This window comes from Mesorhizobium sp. RCAM 05099 (assembly GCF_059683685.1).
The window spans coordinates 2,054,071-2,069,517 of sequence record NZ_CM185035.1 but is presented as its reverse complement, the minus strand read 5'-3'; the positions used below and the strand labels follow the sequence as shown (position 1 = coordinate 2,069,517).

The 15,447-nt window shown below is 63.6% G+C and carries 16 protein-coding genes; 7 read left to right on the top strand and 9 right to left on the bottom strand.

All coding sequences use genetic code 11. The annotated features are described in order from the left end of the window. Positions 1-224 precede the first annotated feature (224 nt). A complete protein-coding gene (locus AC56QQ_RS10120; RefSeq protein WP_497126770.1) occupies positions 225-2,414 on the top strand; it encodes an anthranilate synthase in 2,190 nt (729 codons plus the stop codon). A gap of 5 nt (positions 2,415-2,419) precedes the next feature. Next, positions 2,420-3,367 carry a cation diffusion facilitator family transporter gene (locus AC56QQ_RS10115; protein WP_489862879.1) on the top strand — a complete coding sequence of 316 codons (948 nt, stop codon included), beginning with the start codon at positions 2,420-2,422 and terminating at the stop codon, positions 3,365-3,367. A gap of 242 nt (positions 3,368-3,609) precedes the next feature. Here the strand turns inward: AC56QQ_RS10115 and AC56QQ_RS10110 are convergent, their stop codons facing one another. After that, positions 3,610-4,719 (bottom strand): hypothetical protein, encoded by a 1,110-nt coding sequence (locus tag AC56QQ_RS10110; RefSeq protein WP_497126768.1) that lies wholly within the window; start codon positions 4,717-4,719, stop codon positions 3,610-3,612. 104 nt (positions 4,720-4,823) lie between these two features. On the opposite strand from AC56QQ_RS10110, the gene AC56QQ_RS10105 reads away from it, so the two are divergent. The 3 genes from AC56QQ_RS10105 (at position 4,824) to AC56QQ_RS10095 (ending at position 6,477) form a co-directional block, all read left to right on the top strand. Then, positions 4,824-5,261 (top strand): DsrE family protein, encoded by a 438-nt coding sequence (locus AC56QQ_RS10105; protein WP_497126766.1) that lies wholly within the window; start codon positions 4,824-4,826, stop codon positions 5,259-5,261. A 61-nt stretch (positions 5,262-5,322) separates the two neighbouring features. Beyond that, positions 5,323-6,105 (top strand): SDR family NAD(P)-dependent oxidoreductase, encoded by a 783-nt coding sequence (locus AC56QQ_RS10100; protein ID WP_497126764.1) that lies wholly within the window; start codon positions 5,323-5,325, stop codon positions 6,103-6,105. A gap of 63 nt (positions 6,106-6,168) precedes the next feature. Further along, positions 6,169-6,477: a putative quinol monooxygenase gene (locus tag AC56QQ_RS10095; RefSeq protein WP_489862883.1), complete on the top strand. Its 309-nt coding sequence runs from the start codon at positions 6,169-6,171 to the stop codon at positions 6,475-6,477. A 178-nt stretch (positions 6,478-6,655) separates the two neighbouring features. On the opposite strand, the gene AC56QQ_RS10090 is transcribed toward AC56QQ_RS10095, so the two are convergent. Beyond that, positions 6,656-7,309, bottom strand: a complete 654-nt coding sequence (locus AC56QQ_RS10090) for an outer membrane protein (RefSeq protein ID WP_497126762.1) — start codon at positions 7,307-7,309, stop codon at positions 6,656-6,658. 579 nt (positions 7,310-7,888) lie between these two features. On the opposite strand from AC56QQ_RS10090, the gene AC56QQ_RS10085 reads away from it, so the two are divergent. Next, positions 7,889-8,989, top strand: coding sequence for an AbrB family transcriptional regulator (locus AC56QQ_RS10085; protein ID WP_497126760.1), 1,101 nt, complete (start codon positions 7,889-7,891; stop codon positions 8,987-8,989). 34 nt (positions 8,990-9,023) lie between these two features. Here the strand turns inward: AC56QQ_RS10085 and AC56QQ_RS10080 are convergent, their stop codons facing one another. The 5 genes from AC56QQ_RS10080 to AC56QQ_RS10060 all read right to left on the bottom strand — a co-directional run bounded on the left by AC56QQ_RS10080 (position 9,024) and on the right by AC56QQ_RS10060 (position 12,672). Next, the gene (locus tag AC56QQ_RS10080) at positions 9,024-10,301 is read right to left on the bottom strand and encodes an MFS transporter (protein ID WP_497126758.1); all 1,278 of its coding nucleotides are present in this window, start codon (positions 10,299-10,301) and stop codon (positions 9,024-9,026) included. After that, a complete protein-coding gene (locus tag AC56QQ_RS10075; protein ID WP_497126756.1) occupies positions 10,298-10,627 on the bottom strand; it encodes a hypothetical protein in 330 nt (109 codons plus the stop codon). Before AC56QQ_RS10075 ends, AC56QQ_RS10080 begins: the two co-directional genes overlap by 4 nt. A 2-nt stretch (positions 10,628-10,629) precedes the next feature. Further along, entirely contained in the window at positions 10,630-11,193 is a 564-nt protein-coding gene (locus tag AC56QQ_RS10070; RefSeq protein WP_497126754.1) for an isochorismatase family protein, read from the bottom strand. A 38-nt stretch (positions 11,194-11,231) separates the two neighbouring features. Continuing rightward, the gene (locus AC56QQ_RS10065) at positions 11,232-11,693 is read right to left on the bottom strand and encodes a MarR family winged helix-turn-helix transcriptional regulator (RefSeq protein WP_497126752.1); all 462 of its coding nucleotides are present in this window, start codon (positions 11,691-11,693) and stop codon (positions 11,232-11,234) included. Between the two features lie 91 nt (positions 11,694-11,784). Next, positions 11,785-12,672, bottom strand: a complete 888-nt coding sequence (locus AC56QQ_RS10060; protein WP_497126750.1) for a LysR family transcriptional regulator — start codon at positions 12,670-12,672, stop codon at positions 11,785-11,787. Positions 12,673-12,819: 147 nt separating this feature from the next. On the opposite strand from AC56QQ_RS10060, the gene AC56QQ_RS10055 reads away from it, so the two are divergent. Further along, a complete protein-coding gene (locus tag AC56QQ_RS10055) occupies positions 12,820-14,352 on the top strand; it encodes an MFS transporter (protein ID WP_497126748.1) in 1,533 nt (510 codons plus the stop codon). A 2-nt stretch (positions 14,353-14,354) separates the two neighbouring features. Here the strand turns inward: AC56QQ_RS10055 and AC56QQ_RS10050 are convergent, their stop codons facing one another. Both AC56QQ_RS10050 and AC56QQ_RS10045 read right to left on the bottom strand, forming a co-directional pair. Next, complete coding sequence (locus AC56QQ_RS10050; RefSeq protein WP_497126746.1) at positions 14,355-14,669, bottom strand: nuclear transport factor 2 family protein; 315 nt, start codon at positions 14,667-14,669, stop codon at positions 14,355-14,357. Continuing rightward, the gene (locus AC56QQ_RS10045) at positions 14,669-15,445 is read right to left on the bottom strand and encodes an esterase family protein (protein ID WP_497126744.1); all 777 of its coding nucleotides are present in this window, start codon (positions 15,443-15,445) and stop codon (positions 14,669-14,671) included. The genes AC56QQ_RS10050 and AC56QQ_RS10045 overlap by 1 nt, the downstream gene beginning before the upstream one ends. Positions 15,446-15,447: the final 2 nt, after the last annotated feature.

The following is a 15,447-nucleotide window of genomic DNA, read 5'->3' as shown; positions in this document are numbered from 1 at the left end:
AGTTGCGCGGCTGTTCAATCGCCGCTATGGGAATCCGCATGAACATGCGTTCGACCAAGACCATTTGGTGGTGGGCCTGCTGACAGCGGCCTGTTCGAACGCGTGCGCGTGAAAATAGAGGGTGGCCGCAACGGAAAGTCCGGGCGGCCATTTGTTTTTTCAAGCCATTCCCGGGTCCGTTGCCCCAAGAAGCTGACATACCCAAGACGCTGATGGAGACGGCAATGACGATGAAGGTTCTGGAAAACGGCGCTGAACGCTTCGTGACGGCGGGTGGCGTAACCATCACCCGCGAGCGCCACGACCGGCCTTATGAGGGCGCGATCGACAGCTATGTCGATGGCTTGAATGCGCGCCGGGGCGCGGTGTTTTCCTCGAACTACGAATATCCCGGCCGCTACACGCGCTGGGACACGGCCATCATCGATCCGCCGCTGGTGATCTCGGCGCGCGGCCGCGCCATGCGCATCGAGGCGTTGAACGGCCGTGGCGAGGTCCTATTGCCGGTCATCGGCAAGGCGCTGGACAGCCTGGCGGATGTCGCCGTCGCCGAGACATCGAAGAAACTGATCCGCCTCGACGTCGCCAAACCCGGCCGAGTCTTCACCGAGGAGGAGCGCAGCCGCGTCCCTTCCGTCTTCACCGTGCTGCGCGCCATCACAGCCCTGTTCAAGACCGAGGAAGACGCCAATCTTGGCCTTTACGGCGCCTTCGGCTACGACCTCGCCTTCCAGTTCGACCCGGTCGACTACAAGCTCGAGCGCAAGCCGAGCCAGCGCGACCTTGTGCTGTTCCTGCCCGATGAGATCCTGGTCGTCGACCACTATTCGGCCAAGGCCTGGACCGATCGTTACGACTATGCGGGCGAAGGATTTTCGACCGAAGGCCTGCCGCGCGACGAAATCGCCGAGCCGTTCAAGATCGCCGACCGTATCCCGCCGCGCGGCGACCACGAGCCGGGCGAATACGCCAACCTGGTGCGCCGCGCCATGGAGAGCTTCAAGCGCGGTGACCTGTTCGAGGTCGTGCCCGGCCAGATGTTCTACGAGCGTTGCGAGACGCAACCGTCCGAGATTTCGCGCAAGCTGAAGTCGATCAACCCCTCGCCCTATTCCTTCTTCATCAATCTGGGCGAAGGCGAATATCTGATCGGCGCCTCGCCGGAAATGTTCGTGCGCGTCAACGGCCGCCGTGTCGAGACCTGCCCGATCTCGGGCACCATCAAGCGCGGCGACGACGCCATCTCCGACTCGGAGCAGATCCTGAAGCTGCTCAACTCCAAGAAGGACGAATCAGAGCTAACCATGTGCTCGGACGTCGACCGCAACGACAAATCGCGGGTCTGCGAGCCGGGTTCGGTGCGCGTCATCGGTCGCCGTCAGATCGAGATGTATTCGCGCCTGATCCACACCGTGGACCACATCGAGGGCCGTCTGCGCGAAGGCATGGATGCCTTCGACGCCTTCCTGTCGCATGCCTGGGCGGTCACCGTCACCGGCGCGCCGAAACTGTGGGCCATGCGCTTCATCGAGCAGAACGAGAAGAGCCCGCGCGCCTGGTATGGCGGCGCGATCGGCATGGTCAACTTCAACGGCGACATGAATACGGGCCTGACGCTACGCACCATTCGCATCAAGGACGGCATCGCCGAGGTGCGCGCCGGCGCCACATTGCTCTTCGACAGCATTCCCGAGGAAGAAGAAGCCGAAACCGAACTGAAGGCATCCGCCATGCTCTCCGCCATTCGCGACGCCAAGGCAGGCAATTCCGCCAGCACCGAGCGCACCACCGCGCGCGTCGGCGACGGCGTCAACATCCTGCTCGTCGACCACGAGGACAGTTTCGTCCACACGCTGGCCAACTATTTCCGCCAGACCGGCGCCAATGTCTCGACCGTGCGCTCCCCGGTTCCGGAGGAGGTCTTCGACCGGCTGAAGCCCGACCTCGTCGTGCTGTCCCCCGGACCGGGCACGCCGAAGGACTTTGACTGCGCCGCCACCATCAAGAAGGCGCGTGCCCGCGACCTGCCGATCTTCGGCGTCTGCCTTGGCCTGCAGGCCCTGGCTGAGGCCTATGGCGGTGAACTCAGGCAACTGCACATACCGATGCATGGCAAGCCGTCACGCATTCGCGTCTCCAAGCCAGGCATCATCTTCTCCGGCCTGCCCAAGGAAGTCACCGTCGGCCGCTACCACTCGATCTTCGCCGATCCGGTGCGCCTGCCCGACGATTTCATCGTCACGGCCGAGACCGAGGACGGCATCATCATGGCTTTCGAGCACCGCAAGGAGCCGATCGCCGCGGTGCAGTTCCACCCGGAATCGATCATGACGCTCGGCCACAATGCCGGCATGCGCATCATCGAGAACATCGTTGCCCATCTGCCGCGCAAGGCCAAGGAAAAGGCCGCCTGACGTCGATGGCCGAAACCGAAAGCACGATGGCGATCGCGGCCAAGGCCGCAGCGAAGCGCAAGGTCGCCAACCTTGCCTTCTGGTCGATCGTGGTCGCCTTTGTCGTGCTCGGCCTGAAGCTTGCCGCCTGGTACGTCACTGGCTCCGTCGCCCTCTACTCGGACGCGCTGGAATCAATCGTCAACGTCATTGCCTCGGTCGCCGCCTTCTGGGCGATCCAGGTCAGCTACAAGCCGGCCGACCAGGATCATCCCTTCGGCCACCACAAGGCGGAATACTTTTCGGCGGTTTTGGAAGGCGTGCTGATCGTGCTCGCCGCCCTTTTGATCCTCAATGAGGTCTGGCGCTCCTGGCAGGCGCCCGCGCCGCTCGACCAGCCCTGGAAAGGCCTTGCCATCAACGGCGTCGCCACCGTCATCAACGCCTTCTGGGCGTGGACGCTGATCCGCGCCGGCAGGGCGGAGAAATCGCCGGCGCTGGTCGCCGACGGCAATCATATCATGACCGATGTCGTCACCTCGATCGGCGTCTTCGGCGGTCTGGTAGGGGCGATATTGACCGGCTGGCAGATCCTCGATCCGGCACTCGCCGTCATCGTGGCGCTGAACATCCTGTGGCAGGGCTGGCACGTGATCGGCTCGTCGATGAACGGCCTGATGGACCGCGCCGTCGACACGCAGGCGCACATGCGCATCCGTGACGTCATCTCGGCCAATTGCAAGGGCGCGCTCGAGGTGCACGACCTGAAGACGCGCATCGCCGGCCGCGCCACCTTCATCGAGTTCCATCTGGTCGTCGATGCCGACATGACGGTCGGCGCCAGCCATGTCATCTGCGACCGCATCGAGGATGCGCTGAAGGCCGAGATCCCCTCGGTACGCGTCACCATCCATGTCGAGCCTGACGACGAGGCGAAGCTTCCCAAGGGCACGACGGCGGTGCCCTTCGCGTGAGGCGATCCTTCGTCACGACCTTGGAAAATTAGCCGAAGCCTCTCGACTTCGTCATCCACGGGCGGAGCAGGGGCGAAGCTCCGTCGCGGAGACCCGAGGATCCATGCCGCGACCTGGGACGAGCACATGGCGGAACAGAATTCTGCACCGCAGCAGCGCTCAGGAGTCCCGGCATGGATCCTGTGGTCTGCGCCGCGTCGCTTCGCTCCTTGCTCCGCCATAGGATGACGAAGCACTGGTGTTCAAGGCGCGCAGGCCGATTGCGGCATCGGCTGCAGCCGGTAGACCTTGTCGTCGGATTTCGTCTTGCCGTCGGCGGCCTTCGAACACAGATCGACGATCGCCAGGCTGCTGTTGGGATTGGCCAGCATCATCGTGCCGTTGGCGCTGCGCTTGAGGAAAATCTCCTTCTGCGCGATGTCACAGGAGAAATCGCTCATCTTCGAACTTGCCGCGCAGCGCCACTGGTCGGCCTCGCCCTGGCAGGAATAGGTCTGCGTGACCTTACCCGATTTCTGCCGCGTGGTGACCGAGACGGCGATATCGGCGCCGTCAGGCCAGTTGGCGGCATCGCCGCCCGAAGCGAAGGACGCCAGTTCCACCGGCCCGCGGAAAACCCGGATCGACTGCGTCAGCTGGTTGGGATGCGAACTGAGATGCGCTGCGTCATAGTCGCGGCCGTAGCAGAACGCCTGGTCAGGCTTCAGCCGCTCGCGCAGCGGGGCCCCGAGCGCCGGGTCGATCGGATCGATGCGCGCGAATTCAGCCTTGCAGGTCGCGGCCGGCATCGGGTCGAGGCGGAAATTGTCGTCCTCCTTGCCCAGCGCCTGCCTGTCATATTCCGCCTTGCCGAGTTGCTCCTCCGAATCCGGATCCAGGTAGATATCGGGCGACAGGTCAGACAGCAGCAGCCGTCCCTTCTCGTCGACCTTCAGCGACGCCAGCGTGCGGTCGCAGTCCATGCCGCAATGGATCGGGCCGGTCTTGCCGTCCTCGGACGCGTGGTTGCACCAGCCCCCAGCCCATTCCGGCGCCTTGGCGCCGCGCACCGTGGTGGTGACGAAGGCATTGTAGGACGTGTCGGAGGGGGCTGGTTCCTCGTTCGGACGGCTGACCGGATCATGGCCGTAGTAGAAGAAAATCCGCGCCACCTTCTGACGCGGGTGTGCCTTCAGGTGGGCGGCATCATAGACGCGGCCGAAACAGGCATCGGCGCCGTTCGGGCTGAGTTCAGTGAGCTTGAGCGCATCATCGGCCAAGGCCGAGCCGGCAAGCACGCCAAGCAGCGCGGCGCCAAATCCGGCGCGGACAACTGTCTTCCATTCCGAAAACGCCCATCCCCTTAATGCCATGTAACCTCTCCCTCCTCGCATCGACAGGATGCAACGTCATTTTATGCTAGTATTGTGGCCGCAGCCACGCAACTTGCGGTGGCCGCCAAGCGGGGGAGGATGCGATGCGCCGGCGCGATATGTTCCGTGCGGTTCTTGCCGGAACCGGAGCATTTTTCGGCCTGCGCGTGGTGCAGGCAGCGGCCACGGAGCCCGCCAGGCAGAAGGTCGCCTACCACCTCAGCGATCTCGACAAGGTCAATTTCGTGCTTGGCAACATCAAGAACCACTATGACGGCACCGGCGGCAATGTCGACATCGTGCTGGTCGTACATGGTCCAGCGCTTGCCGCCTTCAAGTCGAAAGGCATATCGGCCGCAGTCTCCGGCCGCTTCGCCGGCCTGGTGCGGCAGGGGCTCGAGCCGCAGGCCTGCGCCAACACCATGCAAGGCATGGACATTTCGCTCGCCGACCTGCTCGCCGGTTTCCATGCCGCCGACAAGGGCGGCGTCGTCAAGCTCGCCGAACTGCAGGGCCAGGGCTACGCCTATCTGCGTCCCTGAGGCTTGAACATCTGGGGGGCAAAGGCCTACGAAGGACGGCAACCATCCCGGAGGAACAGCAGTGCCAGCCACCGCCACCCTCAGCATCCCCGATCTCGCCGGCAAGGCGGTACTGGTCACCGGTGCGTCGACCGGCATCGGGGCGGCACTCGCGCTGGCCTATGCCGAGCAGAAATCCAGGGTGGCGCTGCACTACAATTCCAGCCGCGAAGCCGCCGAAAAGCTCGGCAAGACGATTGCCGACAAGGGCGGCGAGGTGTTCCTCGTCCAGGGTGACTTTTCCGTTTCCGCCGATGTCGAACGCGTCGTCGAGGACAGCGCGCGGCATTTCGGCCGGCTCGATGGGCTGGTCAACAACGCCGGCGGCATGCTTGGCCGCGTGCCCTATGCCGAGCAGACCGAAGCGCACTACGATGCGGTGATGGACCTCAACGCGCGTTCGGTGCTGACCGCGTCGCGCAAGGCAATCCCATGGCTGAAGAAGCAGGGCGGATTCATCATCAACACATCGTCGATCGCCGCCCGCAACGGCGCCGCCGGCGGCGCCGGGCTGTATGGTTCGGCCAAGGCGTTCGTCTCCAATGTCACGCGCGGCATGGCCAAGGAACTGATCGGCTTCGGCATCCGCGTCAACGCGGTGGCGCCGGGCGTCATACTCACACCCTTCCATGAGCGCTATTCGACCGAGGAGCAGATAAGGGGCATGGTCGCCACCATTCCCCAGGGGCGCGCCGGCACCGCGCAGGATTGCGTCGGCGCCTATCTGTTTCTCTCTTCCGATCTTCTGAGCGGCTATATCACCGGCCAGGTGATCGAGGTGAATGGCGGCCAGTTGATGCCTTGAGCGGCGGCCTGCATACTGGCGATCTGCATATTCTTGTCGAAAACCTTGAAGGGAGACAATGGAATGTACGGACTGATCGGCAAGATGCGGGCGGCGCGCGGCCAGCGTGACGCGGTCATGGACCTTCTGCGTGCCAGCACCCGTGCCCTGCCGGGTTGCCTGAGCTATATCATCGCCCGCGACCCCGCCGATGCCGATGCGATATGGGTCACCGAAGTGTGGACCGACGCCGAAAGCCACAAGGCCTCGCTGCAGCTTCCCGAAGTCCAGGCGGCGATCGCCAAGGCGCGGCCGTTCATCGCCGGCTTTGAATTCCAGGTCGAAACCCACCCAGTCGGCGGCTTCGGGCTCGCCGACGGCAAGACCGGCTAGGCTCAGGACTCACTGATTGATCCAGAAGGTGGCGTTGGCGGCGATGCAGATGGCAGACATGAAGGTGCGCACACCGCGGTCATAGCGAATAGGATACGCGCCCAATCCTTGCCTGCCGAACATGTTCGCTGTGGCGCACGCGATAGATTGCGGCGTGGTGCGGGATCGGTACCAGAGATCAAAATTTGTAGGCCAGACCAATTCGCACATCTTGCGACGTGAGCTCGATTTCTTGGTCGTTGGAGAACCCCGGCAGGAACGGTTGTTGGGTCTCGCTGCCGAAGTCAGCATACCGATATTCGGCGCGGAATATCAGGTTGTCCGTGAAGGCGTAGTCCACGCCAGCGCCAATCGTCCAGCCCGTCATCACTTCGTTGATTTCACCGTCGGCCCCTACATAATCATAGGTTCCCTTAACCTGCGCGAACGCCAGGCCGCCCGTGACGTAAGGGAGCCACCGGTCAACGGCATAGCCGAGACGACCGCGCAGCGCGCCTGTCCATTCGACATCGGTAGACACAGCGTTCGGGGGATTGGGGACCCCTGCCGCCGACACGATGATATCCGGCCCGCCGTTTTGACCGCTCCAGGCGATGTCACCCTCGACGCCAAGGACCATGTTGTTCGAAAACTGGTAGTTATAACCGGCGTACCCGCCGAAAACCCCGCCGTCGGCGTTGTTGTGCGCGGTCTCGTTCGTGCCGCCAAGCAGATGGTCGGAATCACCCCAACCATAGCCACCCTGCACGCCCAGATAGCCGCCGCTCCAGTTGAATGTCGAAGCGACTGGAGCTACCGCCATCGGGTCGGCGGCGAATGCGGCGCTGGTCATCAGGGTCGCAACAAAGGTCCAACCAAAAATCGAAGTCCGCATACTGCTCAGCCCCAGCAAAATTCAGAGTTACCGCCTGACTTTTCTCCTAACAGCAAGCGCGGTCCTACGCAGTCCCATTTTTGTCACAACTGAGCGAAATAGAACTGTTCATGACGACTGATGCCTGTAGGCGGGTCATAGATTTGCGTTGCGATTCTTCATGATAGCTGCGCGCAGCAAGTTTCCGGGAGTGGTGACAAGGAAGACGGTGGCTAAGAGAACCAAGAGCGCGTCACTTACGCTTGGCTGTATGGTGCACAACCCGGCAAGGAGCGCGTCCTCCCGCTACCAAACAAGACTTTATGGCGAAAGCTTAAAACAAGCGCGCCTCAGAAACGATAGTTCAGCCCTACCATGACGGCCTGCATCGTTAGGCTCCGGTCGAAGTGATCTGCTGTGAATTGTGGAACTTTGCCTGGAGTTCGCTGAGATGAAGCGGTTCTGCGTTTCCGCGAAACGATGAACCGCTCCAAGGCAGGCATCCTTTTTCGGCGCGGCGGGGTTCGCATCGTCCCGCTTCGAGTCTAAGACCAAAACATGGATTCCTCGGCCGAGCAGCCCCCAGACCAGCCCACCATCGAGCGCATGGCGCGCCTGCACAAGCTCTGGCAATGGCTGGCCCTGCTGGTCGTCTCGACGCTGTTTGCCGGTGCGCTGGAACTCGCCGCGCTGCCGGCGGCGTTGCTGATCGGACCGATGCTGGCGGCGATCCTCGCCGGCACCAACGGCGCCGGGGTGCGCGTGCCGCGCCTTCTGTTCGGCGCCGCCCAGGCAGTCGTCGGCTGCCTCGTCGCTGCGTCGATCTCGACTGGCATCTTTCCCGTTTTCTACCGGGAATGGCCGCTGTTCCTCGGTGTGGTGATTGCCACCGTCACAGCCTCCAGCCTGCTCGGTTGGCTGATCAGCCGCTGGCGCATCCTGCCCGGCACCACCGCCGTCTGGGGCTCGTCGCCAGGTGCCTCCACCGCCATGGTGCTGATGGCCGGCGCCTTCGGCGCCGACCAGCGCCTCGTCGCCTTCATGCAATATCTGCGCGTCATCTTCGTGTCGATGACCGCGGCTCTCGTTGCCAAGATGTGGGTCGACACGTCAGGCGTTGAAGTCCCCGCCATCATCTGGTTTCCGCCGATCGATCCGCATGCCTTCGCCGCCACCATCGGCATCGCGCTTGTCGGCGGCCTGTCGGGAAAACTGCTCAGGCTGCCCTCGCCCCTCTTCCTCGGCACCTTCATCCTCGGCTCCATCACCCATCTCGGCCTTGGCGTGGAAATGCAGTTGCCGCCATGGCTGCTGGCCGTCAGCTACGCCTTGGTCGGCTGGTCGATCGGCCTGAACTTCACCCGGCCGATCCTGCGCCATGCGGCGCGCGCCTTGCCGCAGATCATTGCCTCGATCGTGGCCTTGATCGCCTTTTGCGGCGGCCTCGCCTTCATGATCAGCCATCTGCTCGGCATCGATCCGCTGACCGCCTATCTGGCGACCAGCCCCGGCGGCATGGACAGCATCGCCATCATCGCCGCCGCCGCGCACAACGTCGACATCTCCTTCGTCATGGCATTGCAATCGGCACGCTTCCTGATCGTGCTGCTGCTCGGCCCGAGCGTGGCGCGGTTGGTGGCGAGAAACGTGAGGGAGTGAAAGGATCTGGCTCCGCGAATGCCGGGACATGCATCTAGGCTTCGATCGTCTCGCCATCCATCACGAAATGGAAGCGTCCGGCGTCGAAGCGCAGATGCAGCCGACGATACCGCACGAAGTAGCGAACCCCTACGACAACCGCGGACAAACCGGCCAGCGCCCCAACGCCAAGCGCCCAGCGCGGGCTGAAACTGTCGGCCACCCAGCCGACGATCGGCGCGCCAATGGGGGTGCCGCCAAGCGCAATGGCCATCAGGATCGCCATCACCCGCCCGCGCATGGCAGGCTCGGTTGAGAGCTGCACCAGGCTGAGCGTCGAGGTGGTGATCGTCTGGGCGGAGACGCCGATGACGACGAGTGCGAGGCCGAACAGCCAGTAATTGGGCATGATCGCGGCCAGGCCGAAGCCAAGGCTGAAGATCGCGATCCCGGCCAGAAGAAACACCAGGCGCGGCTGCTCGCGCCTGGCGGCCAGCAGCGCGCCGACGACCGATCCGATCGCCATGGCCGACGTCAGCAGCCCGTATTGGCTGGCACCGGCGTGAAAGACGGTGACTGACATGGTCGAGATGAAGATTGGGAAGTTGAAGCCGAACGTACCGATCAGGAAAAGCATGAGGAGGATGGCTCTTAGATCGGGGCGTTTCCAGACATAGCGAAAACCCTCAACAAGGCTTCCACGGCCCCGCTGCGCCTTGTCCTTGAGATGCAGCTCACCGATGCGCAGCAGGCAAAGCGAGCCGAGCACGGCGGCAAACGACGCCGCGTTGATCAGGAAGACCCAGCCTGAGCCGACGGAAGCGATCAGGACCCCGGCTACCGCCGGGCCGATCATCCGCGCCGCGTTGAAGGATGTCGAGTTCAGCGCCACCGCGTTCGACAGATCGGTCTCGCCGACCAGATCCGAGACGAATGTCTGCCGCGCCGGCGCGTCGAACGCGGCGGCGGAGCCGAGCAGGAGCGCGAACACATAGACCTGCCACAACTGAACGAGGCCGGAGACGGTGAGCAGGCCGAGGCCAAGCGCAAGCAGGCCCATGGTGCCTTGCGTGGCGAGCAACAGCTTGCGCCGGTCGAGACGATCGGCGGCAAAACCCGTCCATGGCAGCAGGAGGACCTGCGGCGCGAACTGCAGCGCCATCACCACGCCCATCGCGGTCGCGTTGTTGTGGGTCAGCTGGGTCAGCACCAGCCAGTCCTGCGCGGTGCGCTGCATCCATGTTCCCACATTGGACACGATCGCGCCGCCAGCCCATATCCGATAGTTGAAATTGGCCAGTGAACGGAACGTGCCTTTTGCCGGAGCGCTCATCCGTCGGCCGGGAAATTGCCGCCGTTGAAGAGGCCGAACATGCGTGCCATCACCACGCCCATGAGGAGGGTGCCCAGCCCCAGCGCGACGACATCAGCCGTGGATCGCAGGTCGAAATCTCCGACGCGGAGCACCAGGAGATAACCGATCGCCAGGTTCAGAAACCCCCACAGCACGTTCACCGTCGAGGAGGAGCGTCCCTCGCCGCGCGGCTTGGCGAAGGGACTTTGAAAAGGCCGCCCCATCACGCCACTGACGAAATGCGGCACGGCATTAGTCAGCACAGCGCCGCCGAAGAAATAGGACGCACAGTCGATCCATTGCATCGTCAGGCACTCCCCTTGGCCAGGAGATCGAGGATGTCCCGCGTCGTGCCGCTTTCGCCCAGCCTCGGGAAGATATGCGCGATGCTGTTGGTGTGGGCATCAAGGTTGGTATCGGTCATGGCGTCGAGGGCGAGCGTAACGTTGAACCCGAGATCGCGGGCATGGCGGGCTGTCGCCTCGACACCCATGCTGGTGGCGACGCCGGCGATCACCACCTGGGTTACGCCCTCGCCCTTCAGCCACGCTTCGAGATCAGTGTTGACGAAGGCACCCGCCGTCCGCTTTGTCACCATGTGGTCTGTCGGCTGCTGCCTCAATTCGGCGACAAGATCGGTCCAGCCGGCGGGACGGGCTCCCGGGCGAGGGGCCTGCTCCGTCCGGCCAGGAGGCGCGCCGGCAACATTGACGAGCACGACCGGCAAGTCACGAGCGCGGAACGCTTCGGCGAGCGTGCAGGCCTGCTTCACGACCTCGGCCATCGGATGGACAGCAGGCAAGGAGACGATGCCTTTCTGCAGGTCGATGACGACGAGTGCCGTTTTCTGGTCAAGCGTGGTGACTGCCATCCGTGTTTTCCTTCCGATGGTTGGAGCCGGACGATTGATTAAAAGTCCGCGAGACGTCTAAGCAGTTCGACGGCGCCTGCGAGTTGCTCCTGCTCCTCGCGGTCAAGCTTCATCTGGATGGCGCGGAACAACCAATCCTGCCGGGCTGCCCGCCCGGTCGCGATCATCTCCCGGCAGGCGGGTGTGAGCGACAGGATGGTCTGCCGGCCATCGGCCGGATCCGGCGAACCTTGCACCAGACCGGCCACTTGCAGTGCTGAAATAATGGCGCCCATCGATTGCGGACGCATATCCTGAGCGCGCGCCAGCATCGTGACCGTCGCCGGACCCTCTCGGTCAAGATGCAGCAGCGCCGACTTCTGCGACGTGGTGAGGTCGCCGGTATCAGCTTGTTCGCGCAGACGCCGGATCAGCCTGCCGGCTACAACCCGAAGCTCCGCCGCCAGCGCCAGCGCACGCGCGGCTTCGGGGTCGTTCTGCGGCGGCAATTGATCTTTCATCCTCGCCTTGTGGCACATACGAAGGTAAACTTCAAAGTTTTCCTTCGTATGTGAAAATCACAAGGCCGTGAGCCGCTCGGCTCACCTTGGCCTACCGCCCTTCAGCCAGCCGCTCAGGAAGGAAATCGACGAACACACGAACCTTCGGCGACAGATGGCGATTGGAGGGCCACAGCATCCGGAACTGGCCACGCCCATCGACATGATCATCAAGGACGGTGCGCAGCCTGCCGTCGTGCAGCGCCCCGCGCACCAGGAAATCGGGCATGCAGCCGATGCCGAGGCCGGCGATGGTGGCGCCCTTCAACGCTTCCATGTTGTTGCAGGTCAGCCTCGAGCGTATCCGCGGTTCAGCACCCCCGGCAATGAACGGCCAGTCGAGCAACCTGCCGCTGTTGAGAAAGCGGAAATTTATGCCGAAATGCCTGATGAGATCCGCCGGCACGCCGGGGGTGCCGTGGCGGTCGAGGTAGGAGGGCGCCGCGCACAGCAGCATGCGAAAGGGCGCAACGGGTCTCGACACCAAGCGTGAATCGGGCAGTTCGCCACTGCGGATCGCGACATCGATGCCTTCGTCGATCACGTCCACAATGCGATCGTTGAAATCGATATCAAGCTCGATCTCGGGATAGCGCTCCATGAACTCCGACAACACCGGCAGCAGCAGGTGATAGGTGACAATCGGGGTCGAGACGCGCAGCCGTCCGTGCGGCGTTTCGCGTGTCCGCGACAGCATCGCCTCGGCATCGTCGATGTCGTCGAGGATGCGGCGCACCCGCTCGTTGAACAGCCCGCCCTCCTCGGTCAGTCCGATCCGCCGCGTGCTGCGCTGCAGGAGCCGCACCCCGAGCTCCTGTTCGAGCCGGGCGACGCTCTTGCCGACAGCGGAAGCCGAGATGCCGAGCGCTCGGCCGGCGGCGACGAAACTGCCGAACTCGGCGGTGCGGGCAAAGGCCATCAGGCCGCTGAGACGATCCATTGCATCAATCCATTCGAGCGTTTCGGTCCGGTATATCTGGAGATAACATACCATTTTGCCGCAAATGTCGTCGACCTATCTTGTCGTTGGGACCGGCGCTGCCACTGAGCGGAATGCCGGCAGATTGTACTTCAGATAGGAAAATCCATGACCTTGAAGACGAGAACCGGCGCGGCCGAGAGATGGCTGGTGCTGCTGTCGGTATGCCTTGCCGCGATGACGATGCCCTTGACCTTCACCGGCCCGGCCGTCGCGCTCTCGCGCATCGCGGCCGATCTCGGCGGCAGCCCGATCGCGCTCAACTGGGTGACCAATGCCTTCATGCTGACCTTCGGCGCCAGCCTGATGGCGGCCGGAGCGCTGGCCGACAACCATGGCCGCAAGCGTATTTTCCTCTCTGGCCTCTGCCTCTATGTCACTGCATCACTGGGCGCGATGCTGGCGCCCGACATCGTCTGGTTCGACATGTTCAGGGCGGCGCAAGGGATCGGCAGTGCCCTGGCCTTCGCCGGCGGCGCCTCTGCACTTGCCCAGGAATTCGAGGGACCGTTGCGGCTGCGCGCCTTCAGTTTCCTCGGCACCAGTTTCGGCATCGGCCTCGCCTTCGGCCCGATCGCCTCCGGCCTGCTCATCTCCGCATTTGGCTGGCGGTCGATCTTTGTTCTGGTCGCGGCGCTCGCGATCGCAGCCGCGGCGCTGGGCCTGCGCACCATCAGCGAATCCCGCGACCCGGATGCGACCGGCCTCGACTGGGCGGGAGCCGGCATTTTCACCGTCGCGCTGGCTTCACTGACTTATGGTGTCTTGCAGGCACCACAGAGCGGTTGGGCCGATCTCCTCGTCATCGCCCTGCTTGCAGCGGCGGTCCTCTTCTTCGCCGCGTTCGTGATCGTCGAGCGGCGTGTGCGGCGGCCGATGCTCGATCTCACCTTGTTTCGCTTTCCCCGCTTCGTCGGCGTCCAGTTCCTGGCAGCGGCGCCCGCCTATGGCTTCGTCGTCCTGCTCGTGCTCTTGCCGATCCGCTTCATCGGCATCGAAGGGATGAGCGAGATCAAGGCGGGGCAATTGATGATCTGCCTCTCGGGGCCATTGCTGATCCTGCCCCTGCTCGCCGGCCAGCTGGCGCGCTGGGTCGCGCCGGCCACAATCTGCGGCGCGGGCCTGCTCATCGCCGCCGCTGGGCTTGGCTGGCTGAGCCTGACACCACCGGTCGACATCGCACTGGTGGCGCCGCTGATGTTGATCGGCGTCGGTATCGCCCTGCCCTGGGGGCTGATGGACGGGCTTGCCGTCAGCGTCGTGCCAAGGGAACGCGCCGGCATGGCGGTCGGCATTTTCAACACCACCCGCGTCGCTTGCGAGGGCGTGGCGCTGGCCATCGTCTTGGCGACCCTGTCGGGCTTCACCGCGGCACAACTCGCCGCTCAGGGAACGACTTCCAGGGATGCGGCCGCGGCGGCGCGGTTTCTGGTGACCGGCAGCCTCAATGAAACGGCGCAACATTTGCCGACGACCAACGCCACCGTTCTGGTCCATGCCTACGAAACGGCATTCGACAGGCTGCTGATCGTGCTGGCGGCCATCACCGTCATGACTGCCCTTGTCGTCTTCCTCGGCCTGCGTCGAGGATCGGCAGCGGAACAGGATGCTGTCCCTCTTCCGGTGTGCCTGGAAGGGTGACGTCAGGCGATGACGAGGCTCGCTATGCGATCGCCGTCCAGCGTGAAGGTCATGTCGCCCTCGCCGTTGAAGCCGTTGCCTGTGACGGCGATGCGGACTTGGTAGCTGCCTTCAGCCGGCGCGATGCGGATGATGCGAAGATGGGACTTCACGCCGATATTGTCCGACTGGTTCCAGCGGGCGATCTGCTCGCGGCCCTGGAACGATCGTCCCCAGTCGCTCAAAAACGCGTCGTCGGCAAAGGCGCCAAGAAAAGCTTCGGTATCGCCTTCATTGGTGGCCTCGACAAAGCGGCGGATGGGTTCTGGTGTGGTCATCAGTCAAGCCTGTGCATCAGATCATCATCCAGCCAGCGGCCGAAGAAATAGACCAGTTGCTTGTGCCACCACGGCCAGTCATGGCTGACGTCGCCACCCCAATAGTCGACCCAGGCGGGAATGGACTTGTCGCGCAGGATCTGTTCCAGCTTGCGCGTCTCGACCAGCATCCGCTCTTCCCACGCGCCTTGCCCGCAGCAGAAGATCAGCCGCAGCGCCTTCAGGCGGCCAAGCAGCTTCTGGTCGACGATGCCGGGCAGATAGTCGAGCGGTGAATTGTAGAAGATGTCGCCGTCCAGCGCCCTGCCGAAGAAGTCGCGGGCCGAATAGACGCCCGACAGCGCGATGACGCCGCTGGCCAGTTCAGGAAAGCGGAAAACGAAGTTCGACGAGTGGTAGGCGCCCATCGAACAGCCTGAGAACAGTGGCTTCAGCTTGCGCCCGCCATTGGCTTGCGCGGCCGTGGACAGGAACTCCGGCAGTGCCTCCTCGCGCAGATAGCGGAAATAGGCCTCGTGACGGGCGATGCGGTGCGCGGCCTCGGCATGCTTGTCGAAGAAGGACTCCGAATCGATGCCGTCGACCGTGAACAGCTGGATACGGCCGGTGTCGATGAACTCGGCCAGAGCGCTCACCCCGCCCGAATCCTCGAACTGGAAGAACCGTCCTTGCGAGGTCGGGAACACCACAACCGGCCGGCCGGCATGGCCATAGCGCTTGTATTCCATGTCGCGGCCGAGATCGCGCGAGAAATTCTTGTGATAGGATATGTCCATCG

Coding starts and splice junctions, on each gene's coding strand:
- AC56QQ_RS10120 (WP_497126770.1), top strand. CDS start 225: ATGACGATGAAGGTTCTGGAAAACGGCGCTGAACGCTTCGTGACGGCG.
- AC56QQ_RS10115 (WP_489862879.1), top strand. CDS start 2,420: ATGGCCGAAACCGAAAGCACGATGGCGATCGCGGCCAAGGCCGCAGCG.
- AC56QQ_RS10110 (WP_497126768.1), bottom strand. CDS start 4,719: ATGGCATTAAGGGGATGGGCGTTTTCGGAATGGAAGACAGTTGTCCGC.
- AC56QQ_RS10105 (WP_497126766.1), top strand. CDS start 4,824: ATGCGCCGGCGCGATATGTTCCGTGCGGTTCTTGCCGGAACCGGAGCA.
- AC56QQ_RS10095 (WP_489862883.1), top strand. CDS start 6,169: ATGTACGGACTGATCGGCAAGATGCGGGCGGCGCGCGGCCAGCGTGAC.
- AC56QQ_RS10090 (WP_497126762.1), bottom strand. CDS start 7,309: ATGACCAGCGCCGCATTCGCCGCCGACCCGATGGCGGTAGCTCCAGTC.
- AC56QQ_RS10085 (WP_497126760.1), top strand. CDS start 7,889: ATGGATTCCTCGGCCGAGCAGCCCCCAGACCAGCCCACCATCGAGCGC.
- AC56QQ_RS10080 (WP_497126758.1), bottom strand. CDS start 10,301: ATGAGCGCTCCGGCAAAAGGCACGTTCCGTTCACTGGCCAATTTCAAC.
- AC56QQ_RS10075 (WP_497126756.1), bottom strand. CDS start 10,627: ATGCAATGGATCGACTGTGCGTCCTATTTCTTCGGCGGCGCTGTGCTG.
- AC56QQ_RS10070 (WP_497126754.1), bottom strand. CDS start 11,193: ATGGCAGTCACCACGCTTGACCAGAAAACGGCACTCGTCGTCATCGAC.
- AC56QQ_RS10065 (WP_497126752.1), bottom strand. CDS start 11,693: ATGAAAGATCAATTGCCGCCGCAGAACGACCCCGAAGCCGCGCGTGCG.
- AC56QQ_RS10060 (WP_497126750.1), bottom strand. CDS start 12,672: ATGGATCGTCTCAGCGGCCTGATGGCCTTTGCCCGCACCGCCGAGTTC.
- AC56QQ_RS10055 (WP_497126748.1), top strand. CDS start 12,820: ATGACCTTGAAGACGAGAACCGGCGCGGCCGAGAGATGGCTGGTGCTG.
- AC56QQ_RS10050 (WP_497126746.1), bottom strand. CDS start 14,669: ATGACCACACCAGAACCCATCCGCCGCTTTGTCGAGGCCACCAATGAA.
- AC56QQ_RS10045 (WP_497126744.1), bottom strand. CDS start 15,445: ATGGACATATCCTATCACAAGAATTTCTCGCGCGATCTCGGCCGCGAC.